General features: G+C 60.9%; 25 protein-coding genes and 1 riboswitch. Of the genes, 15 read left to right on the forward strand and 10 right to left on the reverse strand.

Annotation, left to right across the window (positions count from 1 at the left end):
* Nucleotides 1-46: 46 nt before the first annotated feature.
* The 4 genes from RDL77_RS12040 to thiB form a co-directional block, all read right to left on the reverse strand.
* Nucleotides 47-1,474 (reverse strand): M48 family metalloprotease, encoded by a 1,428-nt coding sequence (locus RDL77_RS12040; protein WP_223614125.1) that lies wholly within the window; start codon nucleotides 1,472-1,474, stop codon nucleotides 47-49.
* 242 nt (nucleotides 1,475-1,716) lie between these two features.
* Nucleotides 1,717-2,469 carry a thiamine ABC transporter ATP-binding protein gene (gene thiQ / locus RDL77_RS12045; RefSeq protein WP_223613721.1) on the reverse strand — a complete coding sequence of 251 codons (753 nt, stop codon included), beginning with the start codon at nucleotides 2,467-2,469 and terminating at the stop codon, nucleotides 1,717-1,719.
* Nucleotides 2,462-4,096 carry a thiamine/thiamine pyrophosphate ABC transporter permease gene (gene thiP / locus RDL77_RS12050; RefSeq protein WP_374042710.1) on the reverse strand — a complete coding sequence of 545 codons (1,635 nt, stop codon included), beginning with the start codon at nucleotides 4,094-4,096 and terminating at the stop codon, nucleotides 2,462-2,464. The genes thiQ and thiP overlap by 8 nt, the downstream gene beginning before the upstream one ends.
* Before the next feature lie 4 nt (nucleotides 4,097-4,100).
* Nucleotides 4,101-5,120, reverse strand: coding sequence for a thiamine ABC transporter substrate binding subunit (gene thiB, locus RDL77_RS12055; RefSeq protein WP_288192980.1), 1,020 nt, complete (start codon nucleotides 5,118-5,120; stop codon nucleotides 4,101-4,103).
* A 44-nt stretch (nucleotides 5,121-5,164) separates the two neighbouring features.
* A riboswitch (TPP riboswitch) is annotated at nucleotides 5,165-5,281 on the reverse strand.
* Between the two features lie 157 nt (nucleotides 5,282-5,438).
* Between thiB and RDL77_RS12060 the strand changes: the two genes are divergently transcribed.
* From RDL77_RS12060 to RDL77_RS12080, 5 genes are all read left to right on the forward strand, one after another.
* Nucleotides 5,439-5,636 (forward strand): hypothetical protein, encoded by a 198-nt coding sequence (locus tag RDL77_RS12060; RefSeq protein WP_223613719.1) that lies wholly within the window; start codon nucleotides 5,439-5,441, stop codon nucleotides 5,634-5,636.
* A 54-nt stretch (nucleotides 5,637-5,690) separates the two neighbouring features.
* A complete protein-coding gene (locus RDL77_RS12065) occupies nucleotides 5,691-6,317 on the forward strand; it encodes a thiamine diphosphokinase (RefSeq protein WP_288192982.1) in 627 nt (208 codons plus the stop codon).
* Nucleotides 6,318-6,420: 103 nt separating this feature from the next.
* A complete protein-coding gene (locus tag RDL77_RS12070; protein ID WP_223613717.1) occupies nucleotides 6,421-6,711 on the forward strand; it encodes a hypothetical protein in 291 nt (96 codons plus the stop codon).
* 144 nt (nucleotides 6,712-6,855) lie between these two features.
* Nucleotides 6,856-7,227, forward strand: coding sequence for a YMGG-like glycine zipper-containing protein (locus tag RDL77_RS12075; protein ID WP_223613716.1), 372 nt, complete (start codon nucleotides 6,856-6,858; stop codon nucleotides 7,225-7,227).
* A 156-nt stretch (nucleotides 7,228-7,383) separates the two neighbouring features.
* Nucleotides 7,384-9,201 (forward strand): ABC-F family ATP-binding cassette domain-containing protein, encoded by a 1,818-nt coding sequence (locus tag RDL77_RS12080; RefSeq protein ID WP_288192985.1) that lies wholly within the window; start codon nucleotides 7,384-7,386, stop codon nucleotides 9,199-9,201.
* A gap of 30 nt (nucleotides 9,202-9,231) precedes the next feature.
* Here the strand turns inward: RDL77_RS12080 and RDL77_RS12085 are convergent, their stop codons facing one another.
* Complete coding sequence (locus RDL77_RS12085; protein ID WP_223613714.1) at nucleotides 9,232-9,597, reverse strand: cell division protein ZapA; 366 nt, start codon at nucleotides 9,595-9,597, stop codon at nucleotides 9,232-9,234.
* A 27-nt stretch (nucleotides 9,598-9,624) separates the two neighbouring features.
* Nucleotides 9,625-9,897 carry a DUF4164 domain-containing protein gene (locus tag RDL77_RS12090; RefSeq protein ID WP_223613713.1) on the reverse strand — a complete coding sequence of 91 codons (273 nt, stop codon included), beginning with the start codon at nucleotides 9,895-9,897 and terminating at the stop codon, nucleotides 9,625-9,627.
* A gap of 296 nt (nucleotides 9,898-10,193) precedes the next feature.
* On the opposite strand from RDL77_RS12090, the gene tkt reads away from it, so the two are divergent.
* The 5 genes from tkt (at nucleotide 10,194) to RDL77_RS12115 (ending at nucleotide 16,722) form a co-directional block, all read left to right on the forward strand.
* On the forward strand, nucleotides 10,194-12,179 hold the full coding sequence (gene tkt / locus RDL77_RS12095) for a transketolase (RefSeq protein ID WP_288192987.1): 1,986 nt from the start codon (nucleotides 10,194-10,196) through the stop codon (nucleotides 12,177-12,179).
* Nucleotides 12,180-12,246: 67 nt separating this feature from the next.
* Nucleotides 12,247-13,254 (forward strand): type I glyceraldehyde-3-phosphate dehydrogenase, encoded by a 1,008-nt coding sequence (gene gap, locus RDL77_RS12100; protein ID WP_105734389.1) that lies wholly within the window; start codon nucleotides 12,247-12,249, stop codon nucleotides 13,252-13,254.
* A gap of 226 nt (nucleotides 13,255-13,480) precedes the next feature.
* Complete coding sequence (pgk, locus tag RDL77_RS12105) at nucleotides 13,481-14,674, forward strand: phosphoglycerate kinase (protein ID WP_288192989.1); 1,194 nt, start codon at nucleotides 13,481-13,483, stop codon at nucleotides 14,672-14,674.
* A 178-nt stretch (nucleotides 14,675-14,852) separates the two neighbouring features.
* Nucleotides 14,853-15,878 carry a class I fructose-bisphosphate aldolase gene (locus tag RDL77_RS12110; protein ID WP_223613710.1) on the forward strand — a complete coding sequence of 342 codons (1,026 nt, stop codon included), beginning with the start codon at nucleotides 14,853-14,855 and terminating at the stop codon, nucleotides 15,876-15,878.
* 79 nt (nucleotides 15,879-15,957) lie between these two features.
* Nucleotides 15,958-16,722: an SGNH/GDSL hydrolase family protein gene (locus RDL77_RS12115; RefSeq protein WP_288192991.1), complete on the forward strand. Its 765-nt coding sequence runs from the start codon at nucleotides 15,958-15,960 to the stop codon at nucleotides 16,720-16,722.
* Here RDL77_RS12115 and RDL77_RS12120 read toward each other — a convergent pair.
* On the reverse strand, nucleotides 16,717-16,881 hold the full coding sequence (locus tag RDL77_RS12120) for a hypothetical protein (protein WP_223613708.1): 165 nt from the start codon (nucleotides 16,879-16,881) through the stop codon (nucleotides 16,717-16,719). The genes RDL77_RS12115 and RDL77_RS12120 overlap by 6 nt on opposite strands.
* Nucleotides 16,882-17,018: 137 nt before the next feature.
* Between RDL77_RS12120 and RDL77_RS12125 the strand changes: the two genes are divergently transcribed.
* The 4 genes from RDL77_RS12125 (at nucleotide 17,019) to RDL77_RS12140 (ending at nucleotide 20,694) form a co-directional block, all read left to right on the forward strand.
* Nucleotides 17,019-18,929 (forward strand): propionyl-CoA synthetase, encoded by a 1,911-nt coding sequence (locus RDL77_RS12125; RefSeq protein ID WP_223613707.1) that lies wholly within the window; start codon nucleotides 17,019-17,021, stop codon nucleotides 18,927-18,929.
* 131 nt (nucleotides 18,930-19,060) lie between these two features.
* A complete protein-coding gene (locus RDL77_RS12130; RefSeq protein WP_223613706.1) occupies nucleotides 19,061-19,357 on the forward strand; it encodes a DUF1127 domain-containing protein in 297 nt (98 codons plus the stop codon).
* Between the two features lie 27 nt (nucleotides 19,358-19,384).
* On the forward strand, nucleotides 19,385-19,981 hold the full coding sequence (locus tag RDL77_RS12135) for a DJ-1/PfpI family protein (RefSeq protein ID WP_288192994.1): 597 nt from the start codon (nucleotides 19,385-19,387) through the stop codon (nucleotides 19,979-19,981).
* Between the two features lie 5 nt (nucleotides 19,982-19,986).
* Nucleotides 19,987-20,694: a YafY family protein gene (locus tag RDL77_RS12140; protein ID WP_223613704.1), complete on the forward strand. Its 708-nt coding sequence runs from the start codon at nucleotides 19,987-19,989 to the stop codon at nucleotides 20,692-20,694.
* Here RDL77_RS12140 and RDL77_RS12145 read toward each other — a convergent pair.
* Together RDL77_RS12145 and RDL77_RS12150 are read right to left on the reverse strand one after the other, a co-directional pair.
* On the reverse strand, nucleotides 20,691-21,227 hold the full coding sequence (locus RDL77_RS12145; RefSeq protein ID WP_223613703.1) for a GNAT family N-acetyltransferase: 537 nt from the start codon (nucleotides 21,225-21,227) through the stop codon (nucleotides 20,691-20,693). The two genes, RDL77_RS12140 and RDL77_RS12145, sit on opposite strands and share 4 nt — an antisense overlap.
* Before the next feature lie 86 nt (nucleotides 21,228-21,313).
* Nucleotides 21,314-22,009 carry a DUF1013 domain-containing protein gene (locus RDL77_RS12150; RefSeq protein ID WP_223613702.1) on the reverse strand — a complete coding sequence of 232 codons (696 nt, stop codon included), beginning with the start codon at nucleotides 22,007-22,009 and terminating at the stop codon, nucleotides 21,314-21,316.
* 226 nt (nucleotides 22,010-22,235) lie between these two features.
* Here RDL77_RS12150 and RDL77_RS12155 point away from each other — a divergent pair, with 226 nt between their 5' ends.
* Nucleotides 22,236-24,437 (forward strand): esterase-like activity of phytase family protein, encoded by a 2,202-nt coding sequence (locus tag RDL77_RS12155; protein ID WP_288192996.1) that lies wholly within the window; start codon nucleotides 22,236-22,238, stop codon nucleotides 24,435-24,437.
* A 59-nt stretch (nucleotides 24,438-24,496) separates the two neighbouring features.
* Here the strand turns inward: RDL77_RS12155 and RDL77_RS12160 are convergent.
* The coding region (locus tag RDL77_RS12160; RefSeq protein ID WP_288192998.1) for an NAD(P)H-quinone oxidoreductase at nucleotides 24,497-25,308 on the reverse strand (812 nt) is incomplete at its 5' end.

Below are 25,308 nucleotides of genomic sequence, written 5' to 3' on the forward strand. Positions count from 1 at the left end.
GGGTTCATCCCTTTCAACAAACAGCCCGGTTTTACCGGGCTTTTTGTTATTCGCTGATGATCTTCATCTTGTCGCCGACGGAAACCGTGCCGCCGGGCGGCAGGGCGTTGATCAGCCGGAAGAGATCCAGCTTGCGGTCCGTGCCCATGATCTGGCTGGAGAGGCTGGCAAGCGTATCGCCCGACTTGACCGTGACAACGCGGATCCGCAGCGGCTTGATGTTGGCCTTTTCCTGCGCCGTCAGCAAATGGAAGCTCTGCGTCACCGTTTGCGCTGCCGGCATCAGTGCCGTGCTGCCCGTGGGCGCCGCCGTCAGGAAGCGATAGATGCGGTCGCCGGAATTCACGACGAAAATATCGAATTCCCAGCGGTCCGCCTTGGCTTTTGCCGTGGCGGCGGGCATGCCGTTGAATGTCGTCGCCTTGACGCTGGCATTGTCCAGGCCGGTTACCCAGCCGCTGCGCATGTAGTCGACCATCGATGTTTTGCCGGAAACCTGGGTTCCATCAAAGCGGATCGCGACTTCGCCGGGTCCGGTTGCCATGACGGCGGCTGCGGAATTGTCGATGACAAAACCGTCCGGCACGGTGAAGCTGACGCCGAGCAGCGGGTGCACGAAGGTTCGGCCGCGGACATAGCCTTCTTCTGGCGTGTCGCCATAGAGCAGCCCGTCGATCCCTTGCAGGAAGGAATCGCGATCCGTCGTGCCGACACCGGGCGCACCGATCTTGCGGGCATGACCGCGCGCCAGCTCGATGCGCTGCGGTGCGGAGGGGTGGCTGGCAAGGAAGTCGAGGCTGGCATCGGTGGCGCCGGAGACGTTGCGGAAGTCCGCATAGGCGGCCATCGACTGCAGGAAGCGCGCAGCCGCAAAGGGATCATACCCGGCTTCGCCGATCATCTTGATGCCGATGGCATCCGCCTGCAATTCCTGATTGCGCGAGAACTGCGCCATGCGCAGCTTGCCGCGAATGAGCGCCTCGCGGCCCGCCTGGTCGTCCTGCAGCACTTCCGACACAACGCGGCCGGCGATGACGGCTTCCGCTTCGCGCTGCTGGCGTTCGATGCCGTGATTGGCGATCACATGGCCCATTTCATGGGCAATGACGGCGGCAAGTTCCGCGCTGTCATTGGCCAGCGCAAGCAGGCCGCGGGTGACGTAGAGATAGCCACCCGGCAGTGCAAAGGCGTTGATGTTGGGCGAATTGAGGATGGTGATGCGATAGGTATGGGTCGGATTGTCCGATACGGTGGTCAGATTCCCGACGACCTTGGCAACCATGCGTTCGAGCTTCGCGTCCTTGTACTCGCCGCCATAGGTGGCCAGGATGCGGGGATGCTGTTCGGCGCTCAGTTTGGCCAGCCGGTCATTCTTCGAGACATTGTCGACGATGACAGGGCTTGATGACGGGCCGAGCGCATCTTCCTTGGTGACGTTGAGCACCTGGCAGCCCGACAGGAAGGCGAGCAGCAGCGTCGTCGAAACCACGGTCGTGCTTCGTACTGCCGGATGGAACCGTCGATTGCCGATGGGGAGAATGTGCGAGCCCAGAATCATGTCCTCATGTCGTGCGGCGCCAGTGCAAACGCTAAAGCCAAGTTCTCACTCGTCTTTTGCCTGCGGAATCGGTGTGCTTACTTTCTAGCTAGCCCGTTGAGCAGGCTGGGGCAAGAATTACATTGATTTCTTATGAGACCCATTGAGTACAAAATATGTCAAAGTGATAACTCTTGCGAGCCGAGATATTTTCGCAACAGGGAGGGGCCTTTGGCCGAGAGCAATTCGCCCGCGGGCCCCGATGCTGCCACATGGCCATTTTCGAGAAAGAACAGCGTTGATGGTAAACGCAAAGCATCGTCTGGATGGTGGGTGACCATCACCACAGTCATTCCAGTATCTTTTTGCAGTTGTCCGACCAGATCAAGCATTTCATGGCGCAATGCTGGACCAAGTGAAGCAAAGGCTTCATCGAGCAACAGTACAGGCCGGTTGCGCACCAGCGCCCGGGCGATGGCAACGCGCTGGCGTTCCCCGCCCGACAGTGCCGCCGGTTTGCGCGTCTCCTTGCCCGCAAGCCCGACCTTGGCGATGGCGTCGTGGACCGCCTGCCGATCCGCCGCGTCGAGGCGCAGGCCCGGCCTGCGGCCAAGGCCGACATTGGCGGCAACGTCGAGATGGGCAAAAAGATTGTTGTCCTGAAACACCATGGAAACCGGGCGCCGGGATGGTTCGACATGCGTGACATCGGCATCGCCGATCAGCACGCGGCCGGAGAGCGGTGCCTCGAAACCGGCAATCAGATTGAGAACCGTGGATTTGCCCGCGCCGCTCGGCCCGATGATGGCGGCAATGGACGACGCTGCGATGGCAAGGTCGAAACGCATGGCCATGTCGCCGTAATCGAAGCGAACGGCATCAAGCCGGATCGCGGCGCCGCCGGTTGTGATTTTTTCCGTTTGTTCAGCCATCTCTTGCATTGTCCTGTCGGGCGAGGCTGGCCGCACCGCGGTCGGCTGCGAACATCAAGAGCAGGCACAGGACCCCAAGGATCAGCGCCAGTCCCGCTGCATCCTGTGTGCGATAACTTCCCATGCGCTGCAAGAGCAGGAAAGGCAGGGTCTGGATGGAATCATTGCCGAACAGCGCGATGGTTCCAAGATCGCCCAGCGACAGGGCCATGGCGAAGGCGAAGGCAACACCCATGGGCAGGCGCAAAGCCGGCCAGTCGATCAGGCGCAGCCGGTCCCAGCCGGTGATGCCGAGTTGGAGGCAAAGCCGGTTGTGGCGGCTTGCGGCCGTATCCCAGGCCGGGCGCAGGATGCGGAAGGCGAAGGGCACGGCCATGGCGGCATTGACGCCGATGACCATGACGGGTGCAAGGCTGAACGGGTTGATGGCATGGCGCGAGAGGATGAACCAGCCGGCCCCGATGACGATGGGCGGCACCACCATGATCAGGCTCGCCCCCAGATCCAGTGACCGTTCGAACAGACCCGGCGAAACCGTTCGCCGCCGGCTCTGCTGATACTCCCGGGCGATGACAAGCGACAGCGACAGCGCGAGGGAGAGCAGGGCTGCAGCCGCGCCAAGCACGATGCTTGTGGCAATGGCGCGCCAGACGATGGATTCGCTCATCAGGCGCGCCAGGTCGGCGCCAAGCCCGGAGACAACGGTTCCGCCCATGGGCAGGCCGACAAAGAGCAGTCCGAGGAGAATGATCGCTGTATTGACGCATTGCGCTGCACGGCCCGGCCGCTCGAAGCGCCGCGTGGTCGTCTGGAGACTGAAGCCTTCCTCCGCCGGTTTGCCCGTCAGGCCGAGCAGCAGCAGCACGGCGATGGTCAGGCCCAGTTGCAGCAGTGTGAGCGAGACGGCGCGGGCAATATCGAAATCGAAATGCAGGGACTGGTAGATCGCCACTTCCAGCGTGGTGGCGCGCGGTCCGCCGCCCAGGGTCAGCACGATCGTGAACGAGGTGATGCAGAGCATGAAGATCAGCCCGGCAATACCGGACAGATTGCGGCGGATGACCGGCCATTCAATCAGGCGGAAGCGTGCCCAGCCGCCCATGCCGAGCTGCGCGGCGAGTTTCCAGTAATCCGACGGAATGGAATCAAGGCTTGCAAGTACCAGCCGGGTCGCCAGCGGCAGGTTGAAAAAGACGTGGGCGAGAAGGATGCCGGGAAGCCCGTAAATATTGGGTATGGTGTCCATGCCAAGGCTGCTGAAAGCAAAGGCAAGCAGGCCGTTGCGGCCATAGATGCTGGTGATGCCCAGCACCGCAACAAGTGCGGGTAAGGCCAAGGGCAGGGCAAACAGACGCAGAATCAGCGCGCGGCCGGGAAAGGCGGGATGTTCATGCAAGGCACGCGCGAGCGGAATGGCAAAGGCAACCGCAAGCAGCATGGACAGGAGCGCCTGCATCAGCGTGAACCGGGCCACCCGCCACAGATAGCTGTCGAATGCGGCAAAACCTTCCGTGCCGCCGCGCAGCGCTTCGGATGCGAGACTGAGAAGTGCGCCACCCGCAAGTGCCGCCAGAAAGGCGAGGGCGCATGCCCCCACCCAAGGTCTGAAACTGCGGATGGCAATCACAATGCTACAGGCTCATGGCCGCGAGCCATTCATCGATCCAGGCTTTACGGTTCTTGGCGACTTCCTCGGACGGGAAGATCAAAGTTTTGACCGGCTGTACAAGCGTTTCAAAGGCCGGATTCAGCGCGTCGGTGGTTTTCGCAGCCGGATACATCCAGTTGTTTTCAGGGATCGCATCCTGAAACGCCGGGCTGGTCATGAAGGCAAGAAACTGCGCCGATAGCGGGTTTTTCGCCCCGTTGACGGTCTGGGCAGCGACTTCGACCTGCAGGTAATGGCCTTCGCTGAACGAAATGGCCTTGTAGCGGTCCACGCGCTCGGCGATCAGGTGATAGGCAGGCGATGTGGTGTAGGACAGCACCAGCGGTGCTTCGCCCTTGGTGAAGAGACCATAGGCTTCCGACCAGCCGGGCGTGACGGTCAACACCCGGTCTTTCAGCTTCGCCCAGGCTTCTCCCGCCTTGTCGCCATAGACCGACTTGACCCAGAGCAGCAGGCCGAGACCGGGCGTCGAGGTGCGGGGGTCTTCGATGACGATCTTCTGCTTCGGGTCGCCTTCGACCAGTTCCTTAAGGCTTTCCGGCGGGGTCTTCAGCTTCTCGGAATCATAGATGACGGCGAAATAGCCGTAATCGTAGGGAACGAAGGTATCATCGGTGTAGCCGCCGGGGATGCTCACGGCTGTCGTGTCGATGCCATGGGGGGCAAACAGGCCGGTTTGCCTGGCCTCATAGGTCAGGTTGGTGTCGAGGCCGAGCACCACATCCGCCTTGGTTGACTCGCCTTCCAGCTTGACCCGGTTGAGCAAGGCAACGCCATCGGCAACCGCCACGAATTCGACAGTGCAGGCACATTGCTTTTCGAAGGCTTGTTTGACCTTCGGGCCGGGGCCCCATTCGGCGGTGAAGCTTTCATAGGTGTAGACGGTGAGTTTGCCTTCGGCATGCGCGGTGCCAAGGGGAATGACGGCGAACAGAGCAGTCACAATGGCCGCTGTTTTTACAATAGTCTCGAATGGCCGCATCGGCGCCTCCTATCAGCAGTGTTCAAAAGGATTGGTGCGCCGGCAAATCTGCCGCGTCTAATCCCTCCGCCGGTACAAACCGGATCAGGTTCCGCGGGTTGGCAGGGTCTCCCCGTGCGCCTCTCAGCCGGTCCATGCGACCGGCACCCCGTTAGAGCGTGACAAGGATAGAGGTTCGGCCGGAGCCGTGCAAGCGGTCGATGCTTATGAAATCTTTATGTTTTGCCGGTTCTGCCAAATCGAAAGCTGATACTGGCGCGCCTATTGTCCCTAGCGAAAACATCCCGTGCGGTTGTTTTCCGATGGAAAGGGTCAATCATGTTTCGTGGTCACGGTTTTTATCATTCCCATGTCAGGGTGCAGCAGAACCCGGCTTCCCAAAACGCACGCCGCAAGGCGATCCTCCTGCGTCCGCGCCGGCAGAAATTCATCCCGGAGCTTTATCCGAGCCTGTTTCTGGCCATCGGCGTGGCGATTGCCGGCATGGCCGCGATTGCGCTGGGGCGCTTCGTTTAACCGAGAAACACGGATGCCCTGTGCGACCGGCTTGTGCCATGCTATGGCCGGTGCATGAGCAAATTCGTCCTTCTTCTTGGTGGAACCGTTCACGTCACCGACCGTCTCCGGCATCTCATTGCCGGGGCGCGCGTTCTTGCCGCCGATGGTGGCATTGCCCATGCGCAGGCGCTTGGCGTTGAACCTGAGTTGTGGCTGGGTGATTTCGATTCGACATCGCCTGAACTTGCCGAACGCTATGCGCATGTGCCGCGTTCGGTTTTTCCAACCGCCAAGGACATGACCGACGGCGAACTGGCACTCAACGAGGCCTTCCGGCTGGGCGCCACCGAAGTGATCCTGTGCGGCGCCTTTGGCGGTGAACGCACCGACCACACCCTGCTGCACCTGACCATGGCGACCCGTTATGCTGCCGAGGGGCGGAAGATCATACTGTCCAGCGGAAGCGAGGAAGCGCATCCCCTGGTTGCAGGAGAATATGCGTTCGATTTTGCCGATGGAACGGTATTCAGCATTGTGGCCTTTACGTCCCTGCGCGGATTATTTATCCATGGTGCGCGATGGCCGCTGGAAAATATGGAACTTTCTTTCGGTTCATCGCTTACAGTGTCGAATGCCGTGTGTGGAAATCTCCACGTATCGCTTCGTTCAGGCAATGCAGTCCTGATTGCTGCGCCGTAAAATTGCGAAACGCTTGTAAAACAACGCGGAAAGTGCAATTCTTGCGGCACAGCATTGGGGACGCAAGCTGGTTATTTTAGTTTTGAAACGGGAGAGGTCTTCCATGTTGAAAAGTTTGTCGACAGTAGCAGTTGCCGCACTTCTGGCATTTTCGGTAGCCGGTTGCACAACAAGTGAGCAGCGCACGGCGGGTTATGGCGTTGGCGGTGCAGCACTTGGTGCTTTGGCTGGTGGTGCAATCGGTGGTGGCCGTGGCGCACTGGCTGGTGCTGCCATCGGTGGTGTTGGTGGTGTGGCTGTTGGTGCCGCAACGGCCAACAATGATGGCCGCCGTTACTGCACATATGAAAACCGTTACGGCGAGCGCTATCGCGCGCCTTGCCGCGGTTACTAATCCTTCCCCATCAGGGAAAGCGGAACAGGCCGGGAAACCGGCCTGTTTTTGTTTGACGCCGCCGGGGTGCATGGGCTGATCTTTGTTCTGCCGCATTAAGCCCGCACGATATGGCCGCTATATTCATGTTGAGAGGATTGACTAATGAGTTTTCGTTTGACCGCCATTGCGGTTTCCGCGCTTCTGGCCATGTCATTGGCCGGTTGTGAAACGAGCGAACAGAACCAGCGGGCCGGGACGGGCGCGTTGATCGGCGGCGGTGTCGGCGCACTCGCCGGACAGGCACTCGGGCACAATACCAAAAGCACCGTGATCGGTGCGGCCGGCGGCGCGCTTCTCGGTGCTGCTGTCGGTACGGCAACGACGCCAAGCGGTGGCGGCAACGGCAATCAGAATCTTTGCCGTTATCAGCGGCCCGATGGCAGCATCTACAATGCCCCCTGCGAAGGCAATGGCGGCCGCGGCGCTGCCTATGGCGGATACAACAACAACGGTTACAACAACGGCGGCTACTGAGCGGCGCGTTGCTGAACGGATCCAGACAGGCCGGTTTTCCGGCCTGTTCTGTTTTATGCCATAAAGATATTTGACAGCGGCGCCAATCTCGCCGACAAGCGCCCGTCGGCACTGATGTCCGGCAATTGCGCTCCTTTTCCAGAACTGAAAAACGCCATGGCTCCACCCCTTCTTCGTCTTGACCGGATTGCACTGACGTTTGGCGGCACACCGCTCCTCAGCGATGCGGCGATTTCCGTCAGCGAGGGCGATCGCATTGCCCTTGTCGGCCGTAACGGGTCCGGCAAGTCGACGCTGCTCAAGATCGCGGCGGGCTTCATCACGCCGACCGACGGTGAGGTGTTCCGCCATCCCGGCGTCACCGTCCGCTATCTCGCCCAGGCGCCCGATATGGAAGGTTTTGCCAATGTCCGCGACTATGTCGAGGCGGGTCTGGGACCGGCGGACGATCTCTACCGCGTCAGCTACATTCTTGAACATCTCGGCCTGACCGGCGAGGAAAAGCCGGACAATCTGTCGGGCGGCGAGGCGCGGCGTGCGGCGCTGGCCAAGGTTCTCGCCCCCCAGCCCGATATCCTGCTTCTCGACGAGCCGACCAACCATCTCGACCTGACGACGATCGAATGGCTGGAAGGTGAATTGCGGCAGATCCGCTCCAGCATCGTGGTCATCTCCCATGACCGGCGGTTTCTGGAAAACATCAGCCGCTCGACGGTCTGGCTTGACCGCGGCGTTACGAAACGGCTCGACCAGGGCTTTGGCGCCTTCGAGGAATGGCGCGACAAGGTGCTGGAGGAGGAAGAGCGCGATCTGCACAAGCTCGGCCGCCAGATCGTGCGCGAGGAACATTGGTTACGCTACGGCGTTACGGCACGGCGCAAACGCAACATGCGGCGTCTCGGCGAACTCCAGTCTATGCGCGGGGAATTCCGCAATCATCGCCGTGCGCAGGGAACCGCCGTCCTGAAGGCCAGCGATGCCAGGGAATCCGGCAAGCTGGTGATCGAGGCCGAGCATCTGGTCAAGGCCTATGGCGAACGCGTGCTGGTCAAGGATTTCTCCACGCGCATCCAGCGCGGCAACTGCGTCGGCTTTGTCGGTCCGAACGGTGTCGGCAAGACCACGCTTCTCTCCATGCTGACGGGCCTGCTCGCACCGGACAGCGGTTTCGTGCGCCTTGGCACCAATCTTGAAATCGCCGTGCTGGACCAGAAGCGCGACAGTCTCAACCTTGACCAGACCCTGTCCGATTACCTGACCGACGGGCGCGGCGAGAATGTCATCGTCAACGGCGAACAGCGCCATGTGGCGTCCTACATGAAGGACTTCCTGTTCCAGCCGGAGCAGTTGCGCACGCCGATCCGCGAACTGTCGGGCGGCGAGCGGGCGCGGCTCATGCTGGCGCGCGTCCTGGCCCGCCCGGCCAATCTGCTGGTGCTCGACGAGCCGACCAACGATCTCGACATGGAAACGCTCGACCTTTTGCAGGAGCTGGTGTCCGGCTTTGCCGGAACGGTGCTGCTGGTCAGCCATGACCGCGATTTTCTCGACCGTACCGTAACATCGGTGATTGCGCCGGAAGGCGACGGGCGCTGGCTTGAATATGCCGGCGGCTATACGGACATGCTGGCGCAGCGCAAGGAAGTGCTGGCGACGCGCAAGGAGCTGAAGACGGCCAGGTCACCGGCTGCAACCGAAGCCGCCGGAGAGAAAGCCGCAGTGCAGCGCGAGGAAAAGCGCAAACTGTCGTACAAGCAGAAATTCGCGCTGGAAAACCTGCCGGGCAAGATGGAAGCGCTGCACGCCGACATCCACAAGCTCGAAGCAAAACTTGCCGATCCGAACCTCTTTGCCAAAAACCCGCAGGTCTTCAACAAGACCGTCGAGGAGATCGGCAAGAAGCGCCACGATCTCGAGCGCTTTGAGGAAGAGTGGCTGGAGCTGGAAATGCTGCGCGAGGAAATCGAGGGCTAGAGCCTCACTTGTTCGGCCAATGCGGCAGGATCAGGTTGCCTTGGGCGCGATCTTGGCAGCAAGGTTTTCGATCCGCGTGGTGACTTCGGAAAGAACGCCGGTGATGGCCGTGTCGTTCTTGTCCGCCCTCTGCAAGGCTTCATCGCGGCTCTTGCGCAGGGCGTCCGCCTCGTTTTCAAGCCCTTTCACCCGCATCTGCAATTCATGCAGCTCGTCGGTGATCATGATGCCGGCCATGACGGTCAGGCGCAGGTCGCCGATCTCACCGAACGACGATTTGAGGTGCGTCACGTAACGGTCGAACCGCTCGGCCAGGCCGGTCAGATGCTGTTCCTGGCCTTCGTCACAGGCCATCCGGTAGGCTTTGCCGTCAATCGTAACTGTTACAGTGGCCATGGGCGTCTCTTTCAGCTGATAGCGGTATTACCGGTCCAGTACGGTGCGAATGGATTCCATCGCCGTTACGAGACGGCGGGAGACTTCCTTGTTGGCGGCTTCCAGACGTTCCGCACGTCCTTCCGATGCGTCCAGCTCCTGGGCCAGCCTGCGCCGGTCCATGTTCATGCGCTGGACCTCTTCCTCGGCTTCGGCAAAGTCACCCTCCTGCTCAAGGCGCATATCAACCGCGTCCTCGAGATGAGCCAAGGCTTTTGCCAATCGTTCCAGAACCTGCTTGAGGGTGGCTTCCGGTGCCATTTTCGCGTTTCCCCTGTGTGTCGCTCTTTTACGCGAATCGCAAAAAGAAGAACAGCTTATGCGCCGAAGTCTAGAGGGCACATCAACGTCGCGTCAATCAATCCGCGTTGTCACAGTCCAGTCATGCACCGATAATAAGCGTCTGCGACGAAAGAGCCTGCTTTTCGAACGCCTCAATTTGACTTAGGTTTTATTGACTCCCTGATGACACCTGCTATGTGTCGCGTGCCTTTTGGATCTTGTCTGAACCGGCGTCCAGAAACGGCATTTCCTATCCTCTTCGAAAGACGGTACACATGACCAATTCTGATAAATCCAACCAAATGGCCAATGCAATCCGCTTTCTGTCGGCAGATGCAGTGGAGAAGGCCAATTCCGGCCATCCCGGCCTTCCCATGGGCGCAGCTGATATTGCGACCGTTCTTTATACCCGTTTCCTCAAGCACGATCCGAAGGCGCCGCATTGGCCCGACCGCGATCGCTTTGTCCTTTCCGCCGGACATGGCTCGATGCTGCTCTATTCGGTGCTTTACCTCTCGGGTTACGAAGACATCACCATCGACCAGATCAAGAATTTCCGTCAGCTCGGCTCGCGCACGGCCGGTCATCCAGAATACGGCCACGCCGCCGGCATCGAAACCACCACGGGCCCGCTCGGCCAGGGCCTGGCCAATGCCGTGGGCATGGCACTGTCCGAACGCATCATGAATGCCCATTATGGCGACAAGCTCGTCGATCACCATACCTATGTGATCGCCGGTGACGGCTGCCTCATGGAAGGCATCAGCCAGGAAGCCCTCGCGCTTGCCGGTCATCTCAAGCTGAACAAGCTCATCGTTTTCTGGGACCACAACAACATTTCCATCGACGGCCCGGTGTCGCTCGCCGACAATACGGATCAGTGCGCCCGCTTCGAGGCTTCCGGCTGGAACTCGATCAATGTCGACGGTCATGACCAGGATGCGATTGCTGCCGCGATTGAAAAGGCCCACAAGTCCGACAAGCCGACCCTGATCGCCTGCAAGACGACCATCGGTTTCGGTGCGCCGACCAAGGCCGGCACAAACAAGGTGCACGGTTCGCCGCTCGGTGCGGAAGAACTCGCCGGTGCACGCAAGGCACTCGGCTGGACATCCGAGCCATTTGTCGTTCCTGCCGATATTCTCGATACCTGGCGCGCCTCCGGTCTGCGCTCCGCCAAGGAGCATGCGGCATGGGAACAGCGCCTTGCGGCGACCGATGCGGAAACCCGCTCGGAGTTCGAGCGCCGTATCCGCGGCGATCTGCCCGGCAATTTCGAAGCCACGATCACGGCCTACAAGAAGAAGCTTTCGGAAGACAAGCCGAAGGTCGCGACCCGCAAGTCATCGGAAATGGCGCTTGAGGTCATCAACGGTGTCGTTCCCGAAACCATCGGCGGTTCCGCCGATCTGACCGGTTCCAACAACACCAAGACCAGCCAGACCCAGAACATCAGCCCCGATGATTACCGCCAGCGTTATGTGCATTACGGCATCCGCGAGCACGGCATGGCCGCTGCGATGAACGGCATGGCGCTGCATGGCGGCCTCATTCCCTATTCCGGCACATTCCTGACCTTCTCGGACTATGCCCGCGGCGCCATGCGCCTTTCCAGCCTCATGGGCATCCGCGTCATCTATGTGATGACGCACGATTCCATCGGTCTTGGTGAAGATGGTCCGACGCACCAGCCGGTCGAACATCTGGCAGCCCTGCGCGCCATTCCGAACAATTATGTGTTCCGTCCGGCGGATGCCGTGGAGACGGTGGAATGCTGGGAACTGGCGCTGAAATCCCGCAAGACGCCGTCGACATTGGCGCTGACACGCCAGAACCTGCCGACGGTCCGTACCGACCACGTCGACGAGAACAAGTGCGCCTACGGTGCCTATGAACTGGCTCCGGCCAGCGGCAAGGCTGCGGTGACGATTTTCGCGACCGGTTCGGAAGTCGAAATTGCTCTGGCCGCCCGTGCGCAGCTGGAAAAGGATGGTCATCCGGCCCGCGTCGTTTCCGTGCCCTGCTTTGAACTCTTCGAACAGCAGAGCGAAGACTACAAGCGCGCGCTGATCGGCGATGCTCCGGTCAAGGTTGCGGTGGAAGCTGCGATCCGTCTCGGCTGGGACCGTTTCATCGGCCTCGATGGCATCTTTGTCGGCATGACCGGTTTTGGTGCCAGCGGCCCGATCGAAGAGCTCTACAAGCATTTCGGCATCACCGCGGAAGCCATCGTCGCGGCGGCGGAAGGCAAGTTGAAATAATCGGCGGGTTTACCGCTTCACACCATTCATCAAGGGCTCCTCACTACCCCCAAGGAGAAACAAAAAAATGACAGTTCGCGTTGCAATCAACGGGTTTGGCCGCATTGGCCGCAATGTTCTTCGCGCCATTATCGAATCCGGCCGCACCGACATCAAGGTTGTCGGCATCAACGATCTGGGTCCGGTCGAGACCAATGCCCACCTGATGCGTTATGACTCCGTACACGGCCGTTTCCCCGGCACTGTAACGGTTTCCGGCGATACCATCGACGTCGGCCAAGGCCCGATCAAGGTCACTGCCGTGCGCAACCCGGCAGAATTGCCGTGGAAAGAGCTCAACGTTGATATCGCGCTGGAATGCACCGGCATTTTCACGGCGCGTGACAAGGCGGCAGCCCATCTTGAAGCCGGCGCCAAGCGCGTCATCGTGTCGGCGCCTGCTGACGGTGCCGACCTGACGGTTGTGTTCGGTGTGAACCATCACAAGCTGACCAAGGAACATCTGGTCATTTCCAATGCGTCCTGCACCACCAACTGCCTTGCCCCGGTTGCATTTGTGCTCAACGAAGCTGTCGGCATCGATCATGGTTTCATGACCACGATCCACAGCTATACCGGCGACCAGCCGACGCTCGACACCATGCACAAGGATCTCTATCGCGGCCGTGCGGCGGCGCTGTCGATGATCCCGACATCGACCGGTGCCGCCAAGGCTGTCGGTCTCGTCCTGCCGGAACTCAACGGCAAGCTCGACGGCAGCTCGATCCGCGTCCCGACGCCCAATGTCTCGGTTGTGGATTTCAAGTTCGTTGCCAAGCGCGCGACCACGGTTGCCGAGATCAACGACGCCATCAAGTCCGCCGCCAACGGCAAGCTGAAGGGTATCCTTGGCTATACCGATGCTCCGAATGTCTCGATCGACTTCAACCACGACCCGCATTCATCCGTGTTCCATCTCGACCAGACCAAGGTCATGGAAGGAACATTCGTGCGCGTCCTGTCGTGGTACGACAATGAATGGGGCTTCTCGAACCGCATGGCCGACACGGCCGTCGCGTTCAGCAAGGTCATCTGAGACGCTTGCTCCGATATGAGTTGAACGGCAGGCGTTTACACCCCCCTCTGTCCTGCCGGACATCTCCCCCACAAGGGGGGAGATCAGCTTTCAGATTTGTTGATGCACATCATCGAATGTGACGATGAGCGATAACACCAATGCCAATGTGATCTCCCCCCTTGTGGGGGAGATGGGCGGTAGCCCAGAGGGGGGTGCTGGCAAATTCAGATGAGGGGTAATCACCATGCCAGCTTTCAAGACACTCGATGATGCCGATGTTGCGGGAAAACGCGTTCTTCTGCGTGTTGACCTGAACGTACCGGTTGCCAATGGCCACGTGACCGATGCCACCCGGATCGAGCGTGTCGCTCCCACCATCCTTGAATTGTCGAAAAAGGGCGCCAAGGTCATCCTGCTTGCGCATTTCGGCCGTCCGAAGGATGGGCCCACGCCGGAATTCAGCCTGAAGCCCATAGCGCATGCGGTTGCCAAGGTGATCGGCCAGAACGTGCATTTCGCCGAGGACAGCATCGGCCAAAAGGCGGCCGAAGCCGTCGCCAAGCTCGGGAACGGCGATATCCTGCTTCTGGAAAACACCCGTTTCCACAAGGGCGAGGAAAAGAACGATCCGGCCTATGTCAAGGCATTGGCCGCCAATGGCGATATCTACGTCAATGACGCGTTTTCTGCCGCGCACCGCGCCCACGCCTCGACCGAGGGTCTGGCGCATGTGCTGCCGGCCTATGCGGGCCGTACCATGCAGGCGGAGCTCGAAGCGCTGGAAAGCGGCCTCGGCCATCCGAAGCGTCCGGTGGTTGCGGTTGTCGGCGGTGCCAAGGTGTCGTCCAAGCTCGATCTCCTCGGCAATCTCGTCGAGAAGGTCGATGCGCTGGTGATCGGCGGCGGCATGGCCAATACATTTCTGGCGGCGCAGGGCGTCAAGGTCGGCAAATCGCTGTGCGAGCATGATCTCGCCGACACGGCCCGCGAGATCATGGCCAAGGCGCAGGCGGCCAACTGCACCATCATCCTGCCGGTCGACGCCATCGTTGCCTGGCATTTCGAAGCCAATGCACCGTTCCATGCCTACGGTCTGGATGCCATCCCCGAGGATGGCATGATCCTCGATGTCGGGCCGCAGTCGATCGAGCGCATCAAGGGTGCCATCGACGATGCGGCAACGCTGGTGTGGAACGGTCCGCTGGGCGCGTTCGAGCTGACACCGTTCGATAAGGCAACCGTTGCAGCGGCGCGGCATGTGGCCGAGCGCACCAAGTCGGGCCATCTGGTTTCGGTTGCCGGCGGCGGCGACACGGTGGCGGCGCTCAACCATGCGGGCATTGCCGATGACCTGACTTATGTGTCGACCGCAGGCGGCGCCTTCCTCGAATGGATGGAAGGCAAGCCGCTTCCGGGCGTCGACGTCCTCAAGCGCTGATGGCCTGTTCAAGGCGTGATCCGGGGTCTTTGCGGGCTCCGGATTAACGAAGAACAGAAAATGTTATCCTGTTAAATCGGTTGAAAAAATTTCAATCGTTTCAAAGGCTTGAACTGCCATTCCGTTTGATATGAGCTTCTGGTATGGGCCAGACCACTAGAAACGGAGTGCATGATCTATGAGCGAACGCCTGGAAGATATCGCGATTGCAATGGTTGCCAGCGGCAAGGGCCTGCTTGCTGCGGATGAAAGTACCGCAACGATCAAGAAGCGGTTCGATACGATTGGGCTGGAATCGACAGCCGATAGCCGCCGCGACTATCGCGAAATGCTGTTCCGCTCGGACGATGCCATGAAGAACTACATCTCCGGCGTCATTCTCTATGATGAAACCCTGCGTCAGAACGCCAAGGACGGCACGCCTTTCGTGCAGATCCTGAAAGCGGCCGGCAGCATTCCGGGCATCAAGGTCGATGCCGGCGCCAAGAACCTCGCCGGTTTTGCCGACGAGACCATCACGGAAGGCCTTGATGGCCTGCGTGAGCGGCTGGCTGAATATTACAAGCTGGGCGCGCGCTTTGCCAAATGGCGCGGCGTCATCAATATTTCCGATGCCCTGCCGAGCTGGGGTGCGGTCAAGCAGAATGCACAGGCTCTGGCCCGTTATGCCGCCCTTTGCCAGGAAGCCGGCATCGTGCCGATCGTCGAACCGGAAGTGCTGATGGACGGCAAGCCGGGCACCCACACGATCGAGCGCTGCTACGACGTGACCGAATGGGTATTGAAGACCGTTTTCACCGAGCTCTACGATGCCCGCGTCGTGCTGGAAGGCATGATCCTCAAGCCGAACATGGTCATTGACGGCAAGAATGCCCGCAAGGCGTCGGTTGAACAGGTTGCCGAGCAGACCCTGCGTGTCTTGAAGTCGACGGTTCCATCCGCCGTGCCCGGCATCGCCTTCCTCTCCGGCGGCCAGTCGGATGAAGAAGCAACGGCGCATCTCTCGGCGATGAATGCCGCCCATGGCCTGCCGTGGAAGCTGACATTCTCCTATGGCCGTGCCCTGCAGGCTGCTGCGTTGAGCGCCTGGAACGGCAAGTCGGAAAATGTTGCAGCCGGTCAGCGTGCCTTCACGCACCGCGCCAAAATGAACAGCCTTGCCGCAACCGGCGGCTGGAAAAAGGACCTGGAAAAGGCCGCTTAAGCGTTTTTTATACAAAAACAGCTCTCATAGAGCCCGGGCCGGAATCAGGTCCGGGTTTTTTGTGTGCTGTGAGGACCGTTTGACCAAACCATCGGCTTTCCATCCGCTTGTCAGCTGGCTGCTGTTTCCGGTCTATGCGTGGCAGGGCATTGCCGTGCGGCTGAAGACCGAACGCATGCTGCCGCCGCCAGCCTTTCCCGTGGGCGAGATCGCAGGCAAGGAGCCGGCCATCCGCCTGCTGGTGCTCGGCGATTCCTCCGCGGCCGGTGTCGGGGTGAGCGACGTCTGGCAAAGTCTCTGCGTGCGGCTTGCCGTGCACCTGCAGGGACGGACGGGACGCAAGATCATCTGGCGCGCCGCTGGGTTCAATTCCGCCACGTCAGGCCAGCTGCGCGATCATGTGGTGCCCAATATCGAGCGGGGCATGTGGACCCATATCGTTCTGACGACCGGAACCAACGACACCAAGAATTTCCATTCGGTCGCCCGTTTCAAAGGGGAATTCGGCGGGCTGCTCTATGCACTGAAGGCAAAGTGGCCGGAGACCTCGGTCGTCTGGTCGCCGGTCATCGATTTCCGCGACGTGCCGGCCATGCCGCCGCTGCTCGGGCGCATTCTGGAGGGGCGGGCCGGTGCCATCAACGCCATGGGCGAGCGGCTCTGCCGCGAACGCTCGGCAATACCGGCGCCGCGCCTGCCGGTCGAGGGGCCGGAGGGTTTTTCCAGCGACGGTTTCCATGCCTCCGCCCATGGCTACGATGCCTGGGCGAAACATCTCGTGCCCTATGTGCTTAATCTCACCGTGAGGGAAGCTACCGGGCGCGAAGGCGAAGAAAACTCATAACCCGCTGTGGCTCAGCACCACGACAACCAGCATCGCAAATATCGCTCCGGCGGCGATTTTCCAGAAATCCCCGCGCTTCTTCATGCCGGGCCAGCCCAATGGCTTGATCAGATGCAGCGCCATCAGGAGGATCAGCAGCAGCGGCAGAATCTTGAGCATCGTCGTTACAAAGCCTGCCGCCTGAGGGGAACGGGTGAGTGGGGATTCGACAAGTGTGTGATCCCGCGCCAATTGTCAAATCGGCCTTTGACTCCGGGGCGCACATTGGGGAAGGTACGCCATCTGGGAGGATATTCATGACATCACGCTATGCACAGGTCTACCGGGATTGGCAGTCCGATCCGGAGGGATTTTGGGCCAGGGCCGCCGAGGCCATCGACTGGTCGCGGCCGTGGGAACAGGTCTTTGATGCCACGCATCAGCCCTATGGCCGCTGGTATCCGGGGGCGGAGTGCAACACCTGCTACAACGCCGTCGACCGTCACGTGGAGCGCGGCCGGGGTGATCAGGTCGCCCTGATCTATGACAGCGCGGTGACCGGCACGGGACGCAAGATCACCTATGCCGCCTTGCTCGACGAGGTGAACGCGCTGGCGGCGGTGCTGACCGACAGGGGCGTCGCCAGGGGTGACCGCGTCATCATCTATATGGCGATGGTGCCGGAAGCCGTGGTGGCGATGCTGGCCTGCGCGCGCATCGGCGCGGTGCATTCCGTTGTTTTCGGCGGGTTTGCCGCCCACGAGCTGGCCACGCGCATCGACGATGCCAAGCCGGTGATGATCATTGCCACCTCCTGCGGCCTCGAACCGGGCCGGGTGGTGGCCTACAAGCCGATGCTGGACAAGGCCATCGAGCAGGCGGCGCACAAGGTTACCTCCTGCCTCATTCTCGTGCGTCCGCAACAGCCGCACGAGCTGGTGGCCGGGCGCGATGTCGACTACGCCGCAGCTGTCGCTGCCGCCAGCGGGCGGAAAGTCCCCTGCGCGCGCGTCAAGGCAACGGACCCGCTTTATATCCTCTATACCTCGGGCACCACCGGCCAGCCCAAGGGCGTGGTGCGCGACAATGGCGGCCATCTCGTTGCGCTGGCATGGTCGATGGGCGCGGTCTACGACACGGCTGCGGGCGAGGTGTTCTGGGCTGCCTCCGATATCGGCTGGGCGGTCGGTCACTCCTACATCGCCTATGCGCCGCTGTTCATCGGCGCGACAAGCGTCCTGTTCGAAGGCAAGCCGGTGGGAACACCCGATGCCGGCACATTCTGGCGGGTGATTGCCGACCATAAGGTCAAGGTGCTGTTCACCGCGCCGACAGCGTTCCGCGCCATCAAGAAGGAAGATCCGAAGGGCGAGTTCATCGGCAAATATGATTTGTCCTCGCTGCAATATCTGTTTCTGGCAGGCGAGCGGGCGGATACGGATACAATCAAATGGGCCGAGGAAAAGCTTGGCGTTCCCGTCATCGACCATTGGTGGCAGACGGAGAGCGGCTGGCCCATGGCGGCCAATCCGGCGGGTCTCGGCATGCTGCCGGTCAAGTACGGGTCGCCGACCGTGCCCATGCCCGGCTATGACGTGCAGGTGCTCGATGACGCCGGGCACCCGGTCAAGCGCGGCGAGCTGGGCAATATCGTGGTCAAGCTGCCTTTGCCGCCCGCCTGCCTGCCGACGCTGTGGAACGCCGACCAGCGGTTCCGCGAGGCCTATATGGCGGAATTCCCCGGCTATTACAAAACCGCCGATGCGGGGATCATCGATGAAGACGGCTATATCTACATCATGAGCCGGACCGACGACATCATCAATGTCGCCGGACACCGCCTGTCGACGGGGTCGATGGAGGAGGTGCTGTCAAGCCATCCGGATGTGGCGGAATGCGCGGTTATCGGCATTGCGGACCATCTGAAGGGCCAGGTTCCCTGCGGTTTCATCGTGCTCAAATCGGGTGTTACCCGTGCGGCGGCGGATATCGAGCAGGAATGCGTCGCCCTGATCCGTGACCGGATCGGCCCGGTTGCGGCCTTCAAGATCGCGGTGACGGCCAAGCGGTTGCCGAAAACCCGGTCCGGCAAGATCCTGCGCGGGACGATGCAGAAGATTGCCGATCAGGAGCCGTGGAACATGCCGGCCACCATCGACGACCCCGCCATCCTCGACGAGATCAAGGCCGTACTCAACGCCAGGGGTATCGGCATTCCCGCCGGTTGACCGCCCCCCAAACGATCCTGTTCCGGCCAAATCCATGCCCGCATCTTTCTCGCCCCTGCTGACAGGCTCCTGACAGAAGGTTGTCAGGAGGGGTGTGCGATAGTGTCTTCGTAAGCAAAGGAGACAGGGTCATGAATATGGTTGATTTTGGAATCGTCGGAACGGTCAGGCGCCTGTGGTCGCGGTATGCACATCTGCGTGACGAAATGCGGACTGAACGCTCCGTCAGCGCACTCCCGGACTATCTGCTGAAGGACATCGGCTGGCCCGATGCCTATGCGGAACGTCTGGCACGGCGCAATTCAATGAAGGACGCCGCCGGCAGCGAAAATGCCGGCGCCGTTCGCCAATCCGGCCGTTCGCGGCGTCCGGCCCATGCGGTAACCGGAAAAACAAGCCAAAACGGACATTTCAAGCTAGAATACTGATCAGTGACGCCGAAAGGGAGCATCGCGATGGACCAGAAAAAGACAATCGGCCTCGTATTCATCGATGAGTTTGCCGATTGGGAGTTCGGTCTGCTTTCCGGATCAGCTGTCGAATGGTTTGGTGCGCGGGCGGTTGCTCTGGCCCCGACGGCGGGTCCCCTCAGGTCCATTGGCGGATTGCATCTCGTGCCGGATCGCGGACTTGATCCGCAGGAGAACGCGGATCTGGATGCGGTTGCGGTGATCGGCGCCAACACCTGGCCGTCGGAAGATGCTCCTGACATTGCATCCCTGCTGCATTCGGTTTTGTCACGCGGCGGCATTGTGGGCGGCATCTGCGGCGGGACGCTGGCTCTTGCCCGGGCGGGTGTCTTCGAAGGGCGCAGACACACCAGCAACGGTGCGGGCTGGATACAGTCCCAGATCGGCGACTATGCCGGTTCCTCCCTGTATCAGGACGTGCCGCATGCGGTGCGCGACGCGCAGATTGTCAGCGCGGCCGGATCGGCGCCGGGCACTTTTGCCACGGAATTTCTCGAAGCGTTCCTGCCGGAGCAGGCGGGGCAGATTGCCGGGATGCGCAGCTTTATTGCGCGCGAGTACCAGGCAGGCTTGAAGGATTAAGCAGCATGCGACGTGCAGATCGTCTCTTTCAGATCGTACAGAAACTCCGGGGCGGGCGGCTGGTTACCGCGCGCCAGCTGGCGGAAAAGCTCGAAGTGTCCGAGCGCACCATCTATCGCGATATTGCCGACCTCCAGTCCACCGGCGTGCCGATCGACGGCGAGGCGGGGGTGGGCTATATCCTGCGGGAAGGCTTTGACCTGCCGCCGCTGATGTTCACGCGCGACGAGGTGGTCGCGCTGGTTGCCGGCGCCCGGCTGATAACGGCCTGGGGCGGTGCCTCCATGGCGCGTGCAGCGGAAGAAGCCATCATCAAGATCGGGGCTGTTCTGCCCAAGGATGATCGCCCGCGCATTGCCAACACGCATATTCATTCGTCCGGAACCAATATCAGCAGCCATGACCGGGCGATGATCGATCTTGCCGAGAATGCGGCGGACCAGTGCCAGGTGCTGTCGGTGGCCTACAAGGACATGGACGGCAAGGAAAGCATGCGGGACATCAGGCCGCTCGGACTGTGGTTCTGGGGCAAGGTCTGGACCGTCATCAGCTGGTGCGAATTGCGCAATGATTTCCGCACGTTCCGCATCGACCGAATCACCAGGGCCGAGAAGGCCCAGCGCATCTTCCGGCAGGAGCGCGGCAAGACGCTGGCCGATTTCTATCGGCGGATGGAACTCAGCGAAGCGCCCGATGCCAAGAAGGCGTCTTAAACAGCTGTCTGGCCCGTCATGAGCGAGGCGGCAAAATCCTCCCGGTTCAAGGCAAAGTATCTGTATGGGGCGCCGTCGTGCGTGGCTGTGAGGCCGATCTTTTGCGCCACGCGAATGGACGCCGCATTGTCCGGATGGATTGCGGCAACGATGCGCTTGATGCCAGCCTGCCCGAAGGCGTGCACGACGAGCGGCCGGGCAGCCTCCGTCGCATAGCCCTTGCCCCAGGCGTGGCGATTGAGCCGCCAGCCGATTTCAATGTCCGGCCCCACCGCATCGTCCGGGATCAGCAGGACCCAGCCGAGAAACCGTTGCGGCCGGTCGCGCGCAAAGATCGACCAATAACCGAGATCCGGGCCGAAATCCGCCTCCATGCGCGCGGTGATGAAACGGCGATGCGCATCGGGATTCGTCCAGGGCCCCGGTATGAACCGGGTCACCTCCGGATCGCGGTCCATGGCCATGCAGTCTTCCAGATCAGCCACGGTGCGCGGGCGCAGGAAAAGCCGTTCCGTCTCGAATGTCGGCAGCAAGGCTGTATCTCCCGTAAAAGAAAAAAGCTCCACCGGAGGGGGAGCTTTCTCGATTCAGGGACTACCCGTCAAGGCAATCAAATGGCTTATTCTTCCTCGTCTTCGTCCGTATTGCGGCCCTTGAGCGAGGAAAGCTTGGCGAAAACCTTGTCCGCATCGAGCTCTTCGTCCTCTTCGCGGACGGCTGGCTGGATATCCAGGTTTTCCGTGGCCGATGCCGGCAGCAATGTATCGCCGCCTTCGCCGGGCTGGACCGGGCGGTTGCGGGAAGAACGCTCGACCTCGAGGTCAAGGTCGATCTGCGAGCACAGGCCGAGGGTGACAGGGTCCATCGGCTGGAGATTGTTGGAATTCCAGTGGGTGCGGTTGCGGATCTGCTCGATGGTCGACTTCGTTGTGCCGATGAGGCGCGAAACCTGCGCATCCTTCAGTTCCGGATGGTTGCGCACCAGCCACAGGATGGCGTTGGGACGATCCTGGCGCTTGGACAGCGGCGTGTAGCGCGGTCCCTTGCGCTTGGCTTCCGGCACGCGCACCTTCGGCTCGAGAATCTTCAATTTGTGATTGATGTCGGCTTCGCCCCTGGCGATTTCCTCACGCGACAGCTGGCCGGTCATCAGCGGATCCAGTCCCTTGATGCCCTGGGCGGATTCACCGTCGGCAATCGCTTTCACCTCAAGCGGGTGCAGTTTGCAGAAGGCGGCAATCTGGTCAAAAGACAGAGCGGTATTGTCGACAAGCCAGACGGCCGTTGCCTTTGGCATGAGAAGCTGGGTGGCCATTGAATATAGTCCTCTCGTTCGTCCGCTCCGGTGAGGCGGGACGTGGGTTCAACCACAATTTCCGGGAATTCGAGGCGTTATATAGCGGTAAATTCTCGATTGGGCAAGAATCGGTTTTCGTAGCAACCGAATGCAATTACCGGTTTCACCAAACTGTCATGAAATTGTCATGCCGCTGCAACGCCCGCGGGCAACTGATCCCTTGTAAACAAGAGGAGATTCAACAATGCCGCGCAAAACCCTTTGCATCGGACTGTGGACCGCCCTGGTCGCTTCCATCGCCCTGCCAGCCGCTGCCGAACCGGTTTTCAACCGGATCGCCAGCTTCCCGGTTGCTGACAATCTACCCAAGGATGCAGACACGTCAAAGCCGACATCGTCGGAAATCATCACGGCCTCGGAAGATGGCAAGACGCTGGTCTATTCCGACAGCCCCTATGGCGCCATCGGCTTCATCGATATCAGCGATGCCGCCAGGCCCAAGGCCGCCGGCCTGCTCAAGGTCGAAGGTGAGCCAACCTCCGTTGCGGTTGCCGGCGCCATGGTGCTGGCGGCGGTCAACACCTCCAAGGATCACAAGAATCCCTCCGGCCGGCTTGACGTGATCGACCTTGCATCGCGCACGGTGCTGACGAGCTGCGATCTCGGCGGTCAGCCGGACTCGGTCGCCGTCTCGCCCGACAGGACCTTTGCCGCCGTTGCCATCGAAAACGAGCGCGACGAAAAACTCAATGATGGCGAGCTGCCGCAGCTTCCCTCCGGCGATCTCAAGATTTTCTCGTTGAAGAACGGCGCGCCCGATTGCACGAGCATGAAGACCGTCGTTCTGACCGGCCTTGCCGACATCGCCCCGGAGGATGCCGAGCCGGAATTCGTGTCGATCAACGCGAACAACCAGATCGCCGTCACCCTGCAGGAAAACAACCATATCGCGATCATCGATGCGGCCAGCGGCAAGATCACCTCGCATTTCTCCGCCGGCACGGTCGATCTCGACAAGATCGACGTCAAGAACGACGGCGCGCTGAAGTTCGACGGCAGCATGAAGGGTGTCCTGCGCGAGCCGGATACCGTGAAATGGCTTGGCAATGACCGCATTCTCACAGCCAATGAAGGCGACTACAAGGGCGGTTCGCGCAGCTTCACGATCTTCTCCACGGACGGCAAGGTTCTCTATGAATCCGGCCCCTCGCTGGAACACAGGATTGCGGCAGCCGGTCACTATCCCGACAAACGCAACAAGAAGGGCGTGGAACTCGAAGGCGCCGAAGTCGCGCAGTATGGCGACACCAACTACATCTTCGTTGCCAGCGAGCGCGGTTCCGTCGTCGGCGTCCACAAGGATACCGGCAAGGACCCGGAATTCGTGCAGCTGCTGCCATCGGGCATCGCCCCGGAAGGCATTCTTGCCATTCCCTCGCGCAACCTGTTCGTCACCGCCAATGAATCCGATCTGGTTGCGGATGGCGGCGCGCGCTCCCATGTCATGATCTATGAGCTGAAGGACCAGGAACCGGCCTATCCGAAGATCGTGTCGGTGTCGAAGGATGATGGCACGCCGCTGGGCTGGGGTGCCCTGTCGGGCCTGGTCGCAGACCTGAAGGAGCCGGGCAAGCTCTATGCGGTCTCGGACTCGTTCTATTCCGCCGCGCCCACCATCTTCACCATCGATGCCAAGCAGACACCGGCAAAGATCACCCGGGCGCTGGTGGTCACGCGCGGCGGCCAGCCGGCCCAGAAGCTCGATCTCGAGGGCATCACCACCGATGGCGCGGGCGGCTTCTGGCTCGCCAATGAGGGCGACCAGTCCAAGCTGGTGCCGCATGCGATCTTCAACGTCAACGAGAAGGGCGAGATCAAGAAGGAAATCGCGCTTCCCGAGGAGCTGCTGCCGCATCAGACCCGTTTCGGGCTGGAAGGGATCACCCGCGTCGGCGAAGGCGATGCCACCGTTCTGTGGATGGCCGTGCAGCGGGAATGGAAGGATGACGAAAAAGGCTTCGTCAAGCTCCTGAGCTACAATGTCAAGGACAAGAGCTGGGGTGCCGTCTCCTATCCGCTGGACAAGAAGAGCGGTGACGGCTGGGTCGGTCTTTCCGAAATCACCGCCCATGACGGCCAGCTCTACATTGTCGAACGCGACAATCTGATCGGTGACAAGGCGGTCAACAAGAAGCTCTATCGCGTGGCGCTGGACGGCTTGAAACCGGCAAAGCTCGGTGAAAAGCTGCCGGTCGTCGAGAAGACGCTGGCACGCGACTTCATCGCCGACCTGAAGAGCACCAATGGTTATGTCGTCGACAAGCTGGAAGGCTTTACCGTCGACGTCGCCGGCAATGGCTTTGCGGTCACCGATAATGACGGCGTCGACGGCTCGTCCGGCGAAACGCTGTTCTTCGGCATCGGCAAGGTCAGCGCGGCAAACTGAGCCGTTCGCAACGTTTGCAGGAGGCCGCGCTTGCTGCGCGGCCTTTTGCTTGAGGCATGTCAGCTGACGTCGAGAACGATCTTGCCGACATGCTTGCCTTCTTCCATGCGCTCATGCGCGCGCCACGCCTCGTGGAACGGATAGACCATGTCGATGACCGGGGCGACGCGGCGCTGCACCAAGAGAGGCCAGACTTTCAGCTCCAGTTCCCGGGCAATACCGGCCTTGAACTCGACCGGCCGTGCCCGCAGGGTCGATCCCGTATGGGTCAGCCGCTTGATCATGATTTTGGATATGTCGACCGTGACCTTCGCGCCATTGAGATGGGCGATCTGCACGATCCGCCCGTCGATGGCGGCAGCATCGTAATTGCGCCCGGTATAATCGCCGCCGACCATATCGAGCGTCAGGTTGACGCCCTTGCCGCCGGTGGCCTCCTTCACCGCATCGACAAAATCATGCGTGCGGTAGTTGATCGCCCGGTCGGCGCCAAGCTTCAGGCAGGCTTCGCATTTGTCGTCGGAACCGGCCGTGGTGATGACATAGGCGCCGAACGCGCTGGCAAGCTGGATCGCCGTGGTGCCGATGCCGGATGTGCCGCCATGCACGAGGAATGTCTCGCCGCTCTTCAGGCCGCCCCGTTCGAACACATTGTGCCAGACGGTGAAGAAGGTCTCGGGCAGGGCGGCGGCTTCGATGAACCCGTATCCCGCCGGGATCGGCAGGGCCGTGGTCTCGTGCACGGTGCAATACTGCGCATAGCCGCCGCCTGCCACCAGTGCCGTCACCCGGTCGCCCACACGGAAGCGCGTAACGCCGCTGCCCACGGCAACGACGTCGCCGGCAATTTCAAGGCCGGGAATGTCCGATG

It is taken from the genome of uncultured Phyllobacterium sp., assembly GCF_902479695.1.
Taxonomy (GTDB): domain Bacteria; phylum Pseudomonadota; class Alphaproteobacteria; order Rhizobiales; family Rhizobiaceae; genus Phyllobacterium; species Phyllobacterium calauticae.